Below are 8,640 nucleotides of genomic sequence, written 5' to 3'. Positions count from 1 at the left end.
GTGAGGGCCTTGATGCGGGTGCGGATCGCCACGCCGGACGGGCCGACGGCCACGAAGGGGGCAGCGATCGTGCGCAGCGACTCACCACGCATCGACGTGCCCCCTCCCCCACACGTGATCGGCAACAGGAAGGACGCTACCGGCCGGCACTGACAGTGCCCGCCAAGCGTCGTGCGCGCGCTGCAACACCACGAACAGGTACATGCTCGTGCGCACTCACACACACTCCTGCACATCCGAAACCGAACAGCTCCCAACCCTCGTAGTGGGCCGTGGTGGGGCCGTCATCGGTCCCTGGGCCGTCCGCGAAGGCACGATTCACTGCCTCACGCGTGCGCTTCTCGCTGCTGGGCATCAAGTGCGTGTACGTACGCGGCGTGAAGCCGGGGTCGTGGTGCCCCAGGTACTCGGACAGAGCCTTGAGGCTCTCTCCCGCGTCCAGCAGCACGGATGCGTAGAAGTGTCTCAGCGCGTGCATTCCGCTTGCCCTGCCGTGAGGGACGCCCGCCGCATCAAGAGCCCGGTGCCAAGACCAACGGTTGAAGTCGTTGCGGTTGACCGCGCGGCCCTGATCCCTGTGGAAGAGCAGCGATGCCGTAACCGGCGAGCCGTCGACCGCCCGCCACGGCAGTGTCACAGTGGCGGGCGGGTGCTGGCTGATGTGCTCCTCGAGCGAGCGACGCTCTCGGGCAGTGGGACTGTGCGGGTCCTTGCACCCTTGGGCGGCGCGTGCACCGGGCGGTTTCGGATGAACTTGACCTGCCGGACCACGTGAACCACGCCCTCGATGAAGTCCATGTCTTCGACCGCCAGGCCCAGGACCTCGCCCTGACGCAGGCCGCATCCGCCGGCCAAATCCACCATGGCCCGGTACTGCTCCGGCAGTGCCGAGCGAATCGCGAGCGCGCGCTCGCGGGGCCATGGAACGATCCGGCGAGGGTCGAGCTTGGGTGCACGCACGGACGACGAACAGCAGGGCTTTTCGAGGATGTGCCGGTCATCGACGGCCGCCGTGAGCATGGTCGAGAGATTCGCGAAGATCACCCGCTGATAGGCGGACGCCACTCCCCCGTCCTGGAGCTTCCGCAGCCATTCACGGATGTGCGTCGGCCGGAGCGAGGCCAGCGTCCGACTGCCCGGGTAGGGCAGGACGTGCAGGCGGATGCGCTGCTCGGTGCCCACGTAGGTGCCGGGATCCATGGTGAGCGACGCCAACCAGCGTTCGGCGTGCTGTCGAACGGTGAGGCGACCGGCTTGCGGGTCGATGTACTGTCCGCGCGCCATGTCCGTCTCGATCTGGACCACGCGCAGCAGGTAGTCGGGGGTGCCGAACAGTCGCTCCGCCTGGATCACCTCGGGGATGGCTGCGAGCCCTTGGTCGAAGGCCGCGAGCTGTTCGCGGTCACCGTGGCCCAGGTGGACGAAGACCAGGACCTCGAAGCCCAGGCCGACGGCGGCGGCGTTGAGGGCGGCGTGGTAGCCGCTGATCACGCCGGTGCCTGACCGGCGCGATGCTCAGGGCCTGGGGCGGCGCCTGCAAGCGTTGGACAGCCCGGCGCCTGAGGGGAAGGCTGGATTGGCGAGGGCCGCGCCCTCGTCCTCGCTGGTGGTGGCTCGCTCAGGCGGAGCCTTCGCACCCCACCTCTCACGTCAAAGGAGCGCTGATGACACCTACCTTCGACGCGATCGTGATCGGTTCCGGCGTGAACGGCTTGGTCGCCGCTGCCCAGCTGGCCAAGGGCGGCTGGTCGGTGGCCCTCATAGAAGGAAGCGACCGGCTGGGCGGCTTCATCGCCACCGAGGAGCGGACTCTGCCCGGCTACCTGCACGACACGTACTCCTCGTGGCACCCGCTGTTCGTGTCCGGCAGGGCCTACGCCGCCCTCGGTGAGGACCTGCACCGTCACGGTTTGGAGTATCGCAACACCGACGGACTGATCACGGGCACCGTCACCGACGAAGGGCGCGTGGTCCTTGCCCACCGCGACCCCGCGGCCACCGCCGAGATGTTCGGCCACTCCGAGGACCGAACCGCCTATCTCACCCTGCTGCAGAGGTTCCTCGACAACGCCGACGCACTGGGCGGCATCCTGGGCGGTGAGCCACGCTCGCCCCGTGTGCTCCGGCATGTGGTGAAACTGCTGCGCCGCGAGCGCTTCAGCGGCACCGAGGAGTGGTTGCGGGCCACCGTAACCAGCGGCCGCTCCTACTGCCGCGGCACCTTCCGCGGCGACGAGCCTGATGTGCTGTGGATACCCTGGCTGCTGCACGCCGGACTGTCTCCTGACCACGCCTTGGGCGGCCTGACGCTGCCTGTCATGGCCGCGACCCTGCATGGTTTCGGCATGCCCGTGGTGGCGGGCGGCGCGCGGAACTTCGTCCGCGCCTTCGAGGCACTGCTCGGCGAGCTCGGGGTGCACATCTCCACAGGGCAGTCCGCGGAGCGGCTGCTCCTCACGGGCGGCCGGGTCATGGGCGTCGCCACCGATGGCGCAACCATCCGGGCCCGCCACGCCGTCCTGGTCTCGGTAACCCCGACCGCGCTGTACGGCGAGCTTCTGCCACCGGACGCGCCCGTCCCGCCCGCCATCCGCGACGAGGCCCTGCGCTACCGGTACGGACGCGCTGCGATGCAGCTCCACGTCGCCCTCTCCGCCCCGCTCGGCTGGCGCGATGCGCGCCTGGCCGGCATACCGCTGGTCCATCTCAGCGACGGGTCCGCGAGCACCGCGATCGCGTGCGCGGAGGCCGAGGCGGGGCTGCTGCCGCGCAGGCCCACACTGGTCGTCGGTCAGCAGTATGTCCTAGACCCTTCACGCGTGCCGGACGGCGCGGCGACCTTGTGGATCCAGCTCCAAGAACTGCCCTACAAGCCGACCGGCGACGCGGCGGGCGAACTGGACGCCCACGGCCGCTGGACGAAGGAGCTGACCGAGGGATACGTCCAACGGGTCCTGGCCAGGATCGCGCTTCACGCGCCCGACCTGCCGGAGAAGCTACTCGCCTGGGACGCCGTCACACCATCGGACCTGATGGCGCACAACCCGAACGCGGTCAACGGCGACCCCTACGGCGGCTCGGCCGAACTCGACCAGGCCCTGCTGTGGCGCCCCCTACCGGGCGCGGCCCGGCACGCCACACCTGTACCCGGCTTGTGGCACATCGGCGCCTCGACCCACCCCGGCCCCGGCCTCGGCGCCGGGTCGGGGCACCTCGTGGCCCAGCGCCTCATCCGCGGCAGGCGCCGGAGCAGCCGCGGCTGACACGCGGTGAGGTGGGCATCTGTCCGGTCACCCACGTCGACGGTACTACGGCCCGCGTCCGCTACTGACCACGTGTGACGCGCGAGCTAGCACGGCCCGGCCCGTCTCAGTTCCCGTCTCATTCAGCCCCGTTCACGGGCGTTCAGGCCGGTCCCCAAGCCGTCCCCGCCTCGTCGGCCAGCCACTCATGAACGCAGGCGAACCCTCCTGCACACACCCCAACGACCCACCAGCACAGTGGGAAAGCGTGCGCCTGTCCCAAGATGTCGACGCCCTGGAGCTCGGGCCAGGTCGAAGGCCAGGTTACGAGAGGCAAGCTGTTCAAGCGCATAGGCTATGGCCGGGCGAACCTCGGCCTTCTCCGGCAGCGCGTCCTCAGCAGTCCCTGAGTGACCGACCGAGGTCAGTACCAGCGGCTGAAAGCGGCAACGCCGGATCCGGCCTTTGCGGCGTGTCGAATAACCCGTAGGGGCGCGTCGATGAGTTCCGCCGCATCGCAGTCGGGTGTGTCGCCCATCGCGGTCATCCAGTCGGTAATCCGGGAGAGGGCGGTGCTGCGCTGCGCGTCGGACAGGAGCAGGGCTTCCTCAACCCGAGGCAGAGCGGTCCGAACCTCGTCGGCGGAAAGCAGGAAGTCCCCGAACCAGCCGGGGAGCAGCGCTGATCGTTGAGCGCCAAGGCCGTAGTACAGGGCCGCGACCGGGTTTGCCTTCCGGGCAGTCGCAACGAAGAGATCAGCGCCAGCTACCTCGGACATCAACGTCAAGCTCGCGTCCTGCATGGCGTCCGTGGCCGCGGTGGACACGTTGGCGTCCTCGATGAAGTCCGCGAATCGATGGGCGACTGACGTGGGCGCCAAGGGTCCGGAAGGACCCATGGAACGCTCGAAAAAGGCCTCTCCCTCGCCGCCGTTCAACCACCAGGCCAGCGCCTGGCTGAAATCCTGCGGCTTGTCCCAGTCGCCGGGCCGTATGAGATGGACGTAACGGTCCGGAAGTTCCCGAGCCTCCGCGTCAGGGATGACGCCGACCACCCACGCCCCTGTCGAGCTCACCGTCACCCCTCTCAGTCTGCGGGGCAACTCTATCCGCCGATCGGCATCACAAGATCCACGGCAGAGCCGAATTACGTAGCTGCCGACAGCAGCGAAGCCGCTGTACAGCAAGGAAGTACAGCAACCACAGCAGCCGCCCTCGACCAGTAGTGCTCCCGAGAGCACATGAAGCGGCCGGTATGAACCTCGTTGGCCGGTCCGGCTATAGCTACGGATCAGGTGCCTGTGCCCCACAACATCCCTGGCCGACGCCCGTGACGGCAGTCTGACGGCAACGACAACGGACGTCAGCGTACGCAGCGGTATGTCAGGGGGACGACGTCTGTCGTTGTCGGGCCGGATCATGATCCTGGCCGCACGATCAACTCGCCTGAAAAGCGGAAGGTCGCCGCTTCGACCCCGGCCCCAGCCACGACCGTCCTACCAGGGCAAACACCCCCTCCAGGATTATCCGGAGGGGGTGTTTTCGTGTCGCCTACGCCAACCGGTACGCCAACGGCTCAAGAGAGGGTGTCCCCAGTTTCCAGAGCGCCTTCCGCTGCTCGTCCAGCGACACGTGGGCGTAGACCTTCATAGTCACGCCAATGTCGCTGTGACCGACGATCTGCCGGACGACGCGCGGCGGCACCCGGGATCTAGCAGCAGTGAAACGGCCGAGTGCCGAAGATCATGGAATCGGATCTCCAGGCCGAGCCGCTTGCGGAGCGGGTCCCAGCTACGCCGAAGGTTGTCCGGCTCCAGCGGGGTGCCGATGCGGGACGTGAAGATCAGTCCGTGTTCCTTCCACTCATGCCGGCCGCCGCTCGCTCCTGAGCCTGTCGCTCGCGATGCCCGGTGAGCGTCTTCACCACGATCGGTGGGAGCGGGACGGTGCGGACCGATGCCATGGTCTTGGGCTTGACCAGCCTCCTCACCGCCGACGCGTTGGAGCGCCCGCTCCACAGCCAATGACTCGCGCTCGAGGTTCACCGCATCCCGGCGCAGCCCCAGAATCTCGCCCCGCCGCAGGAGCATGCGGCGGGACCGCATGCATCAAATCTTCACAGCCGTGGGCACGGACGCCGGTTTGTGATTGGATGCGCGGGTTGTGGCCCGTGTGGCGCAGCCTCCCCGCGATCGTGGAGGCCGCCGTGGCGCGGGGGGAGGGCGTGGGGGCCTTCGGGGATGGGGACTCAGGGGGGTTTCCTTGGCGACGTCACAAGGCGATGCGGTGGTGGGTGCCACCGGACATGGACACGCACGCAGACACACCCGGTGGCGCGGCCTGGCGCTCGCCTTGACCGCCGCGGTGACCGCGGGCCTGGTCGGGCTGGGCGTCCCTCAGGCGCAGGCGAGTGAGACGACCGGCTCGGTGGACACCCTCCGGACCGGCTGGGACGGGAGTGAACCGGATCTCGGCCCGTCCGACGTGCGCTCCTCTTCCTTCGGGCAGCTCTGGAAGGCTCCCGCGCAGCTCGACGGTCAGATATACGCCCAGCCGATCGTCGTCGGCGGCACAGTGGTGGCGGTCACCGAGAACAACGAGGCCTACGGCCTCGACCGCGCCACGGGAGCCGTGCTGTGGCAGCGCAGCTTCGGGCCCGCATGGCCCGCGTCCACCCTCAACTGCGGCGATCTGGTGCCGACCATCGGCAGCACCGCCACCCCGGTGTACGACCCCGCCAGCGGCGCGGTCTATCTCACCACCAAGGTCGACGACGGTCCCACCCACCTGAGTCCGCACTGGTACATGCACGCGCTTGACCCGGTCACGGGGGCGGAGAAGTCCGGCTTCCCCGTGACGATCCAGGGCACCCCGTCCAACGACCCCACCCAGTCCTTCCTGCCCGCGTACCAGATGCAGCGTCCGGGCCTGCTGCTGCTCGGCGGGGTGGTGTACGCGGCGTTCGGCGGACACTGCGATGCCAAGCCCTATCGCGGCTATGTGGTCGGCGTCAGCACCACCAGCCCCTCTGTGACCTCGATGTGGGCGACGGAGACCGGCGCCAGCAACAGCGGGGCCGGCATCTGGCAGTCCGGCGGGGGACTCGTCTCGGACGGTCCCGGCAGGATCTTCCTCGCCACCGGCAACGGCGTCAGTCCGGCGCCCGGCCCCGGCAGCGCCCCGCCCGGCACTCTCGCGGAGTCCGTGGTCCGGCTGCAGGTGCAGGCCGACCGGAGCCTGAAGGCCGCCGACTTCTTCAGCCCGTCCAACGCGCCGACCCTGGACCAGCAGGACAAGGACCTGGCCTCCGGCGGGCCGGTCGGCCTGCCGGACAGCTTCGGCACCGCCTCCCACCCACATCTGCTGGTGCAGCAGGGCAAGGACGGCCGAGTCTTCCTTTTGGACCGAGACGACCTCGGCGGCAGGTCGCAGGGCACCGGCGGGACCGACGACGTGGTGGGGATCACCGGGCCGCTCAAGGGCCAGTGGGGCCACCCCGGGGTCTGGGGCGGTGACGGTGGTTATGTCTACGTCGTCGGCAACGGTGGCTCACTGGTGGCGCTGCACCGCGGTGTGACGGGCTCGGGCGACCCCGCGCTGACCGTCGCCGGGTCCAGCCAGGACTCCTTCCCCTACACCAGCGGATCACCCGTGGTGACCTCCGACGGAACGCGCTCGGGCAGCGCCCTGGTGTGGGTGGTCTGGTCGGGCGGGTCCAGCGGCGCCAACGCCCAGCTGCGCGCGTACGACCCGGTTCCCAACGCGAACGGCGTCCTGCCGCTGGTCTGGTCCGCGCCGATCGGCACCGCACCGAAGTTCGCCACCCCGGCCACCGACGGCGGGCAGGTCTTCGTCGGCACCCGGGACGGCAAGGTCTACGCCTTCGGCAACCCGGTGGGCAGCCCGCTCAAGGGCGGACCGGTCGAGTTCGGGCTCGTGTCGGTGGGCGGCTCAGCGAGCACCGACGTCGTCCTGACGGAGAACCAGAGCCCGCCCCAGTCCCTCGGCATCAAGGGCGTCACCGTCGACGGTCCGTTCACCGCGAACACCTCGTCGCTGCCGCCGACGATCCCGGCGGGCGGGCAGCTGTCGATACCCGTCTCCTTCACACCCACCGCGGTCCTGGGCGCGAGCGGAACGCTCACCGTGGCCACCGACGCCGGCAGTTTCGCACTGAGCCTGCACGGCGTCGGTACCAAGCCCGGTCTGGCCGCGTTCCCGGGCACGGTGTCCTTCGACAACCAGCCCACGGGGACCACGGCCACCGCGAACGTCCAGCTGACGAACACCGGCACCGACCCCGAGACCATCACCTCCGTCACCCCGCCCGACGGACCGTTCACGGCCGCCGACCTGCCGAGCGCGGACCCGGCGAACCCGACGGTGATCCCGGCCCAGAGCTCGATCGTCCTGCAGGTCGGATACGCGCCCACAGCCACCGGCCAGAACTCCTCGTCGATCACGCTGAGCAGCACCAGCGGTGCGCTCACCATCCCGGTCGAGGGCGACGCGATCAGCGGCCAGGGCCACCTGGTGTTCAATCCGACGACCCTCTCGTTCGGCGCGGTGGTCCGCGGCACGTCGAGCACACGGACCTTCACCATCACCAACACGGGGAACATCCCGGTCACCGTCACCAAGGCGAAGGCCCCGGCAGGTGCGTTCAGCAGCGCCGACCAGCTTGCCGAGGGCCTGGTCATCGGTCCCGAGCAGAGTGTCCGTCAGACGGTCACCTTCGCCCCGACCGTGAGCGGCAGCCAGTCGGCCACGTACGAGGTCACCGGCGACGCCGGGCAGGGGGCACAACTGGAGCCGCTCACCGGCATCGGTGTGCCCCCGGCGTCGCAGCTGGGCACCCTGCTGGCACGGGACTACTCCGGCGCCCTGTGGCAGTACCGCGGCACCGGTGTGCCCTCCGGGGCACTGGCCGCCCGGGCCGCCATCGGAACCGGCTGGAACACCTACAACATCGTCACCAGTGTCAGCGGTGAGATGGCGGACGGCACCGGAACAGCCGTCGGCCGTGACAGCAAGGGCACGCTGTGGTTCTACCAGGGCACCCGCAACCCGAAGGCACCCTTCGCACCCCGGAAGCAGGTCGGCCCCGGCTGGAACATCTACAACTCCATCGTCGGCGCCCGTGACGTGACCGGGGACGGCAAGGCGGACCTCGTCGCCCGCGACAGCAAGGGTGGCCTATGGCTGTACCGGGGCACCGGCAACGCCTCGGCGCCCTTCCGGGCACGCATCTCCATCGGTTACGGCTGGAACATCTACAACTCCATTGTCGGCACCGGTGACGTGACCGGGGACGGCAAGGCGGACCTCGTCGCCCGCGACAGCAAGGGTGGCCTATGGCTGTACCGGGGCACCGGCAACGCCTCGGCGCCCTTCCGGGC

General features: G+C 69.4%; 6 protein-coding genes. 2 read left to right on the top strand and 4 right to left on the bottom strand.

All coding sequences use genetic code 11. The features are described from left to right. Positions 1 to 136 precede the first annotated feature (136 nt). Together ACWDA7_RS39080 and ACWDA7_RS39075 are read right to left on the bottom strand one after the other, a co-directional pair. On the bottom strand, positions 137 to 637 hold the full coding sequence (locus tag ACWDA7_RS39080) for a tyrosine-type recombinase/integrase (protein ID WP_450611033.1): 501 nt from the start codon (positions 635 to 637) through the stop codon (positions 137 to 139). Beyond that, on the bottom strand, positions 634 to 1,491 hold the full coding sequence (locus ACWDA7_RS39075) for a tyrosine-type recombinase/integrase (RefSeq protein ID WP_450611031.1): 858 nt from the start codon (positions 1,489 to 1,491) through the stop codon (positions 634 to 636). Before ACWDA7_RS39075 ends, ACWDA7_RS39080 begins: the two co-directional genes overlap by 4 nt. A 173-nt stretch (positions 1,492 to 1,664) precedes the next feature. On the opposite strand from ACWDA7_RS39075, the gene ACWDA7_RS39070 reads away from it, so the two are divergent. Continuing rightward, positions 1,665 to 3,263: a phytoene desaturase family protein gene (locus ACWDA7_RS39070; RefSeq protein WP_450611029.1), complete on the top strand. Its 1,599-nt coding sequence runs from the start codon at positions 1,665 to 1,667 to the stop codon at positions 3,261 to 3,263. 403 nt (positions 3,264 to 3,666) lie between these two features. Here the strand turns inward: ACWDA7_RS39070 and ACWDA7_RS39065 are convergent, their stop codons facing one another. Next, the gene (locus ACWDA7_RS39065) at positions 3,667 to 4,296 is read right to left on the bottom strand and encodes a hypothetical protein (protein ID WP_450611027.1); all 630 of its coding nucleotides are present in this window, start codon (positions 4,294 to 4,296) and stop codon (positions 3,667 to 3,669) included. 597 nt (positions 4,297 to 4,893) lie between these two features. Continuing rightward, the gene (locus tag ACWDA7_RS39060) at positions 4,894 to 5,331 is read right to left on the bottom strand and encodes a tyrosine-type recombinase/integrase (protein WP_450611035.1); all 438 of its coding nucleotides are present in this window, start codon (positions 5,329 to 5,331) and stop codon (positions 4,894 to 4,896) included. A gap of 172 nt (positions 5,332 to 5,503) precedes the next feature. Here ACWDA7_RS39060 and ACWDA7_RS39055 point away from each other — a divergent pair. Next, positions 5,504 to 8,640: choice-of-anchor D domain-containing protein (locus ACWDA7_RS39055; RefSeq protein ID WP_450611025.1), on the top strand; the 3,137-nt coding region annotated here is incomplete at its 3' end.

The organism is Streptomyces sp. NPDC001156, from assembly GCF_053598275.1.
This window is presented reverse-complemented; position numbering and strand designations above follow the sequence as displayed.

What these genes read in the sequence shown, in the direction of transcription:
- ACWDA7_RS39070 (WP_450611029.1), top strand. Translation starts at nt 1,665, where the DNA reads ATGACACCTACCTTCGACGCGATCGTGATCGGTTCCGGCGTGAACGGC.
- ACWDA7_RS39060 (WP_450611035.1), bottom strand. Translation starts at nt 5,331, where the DNA reads ATGCTCCTGCGGCGGGGCGAGATTCTGGGGCTGCGCCGGGATGCGGTG.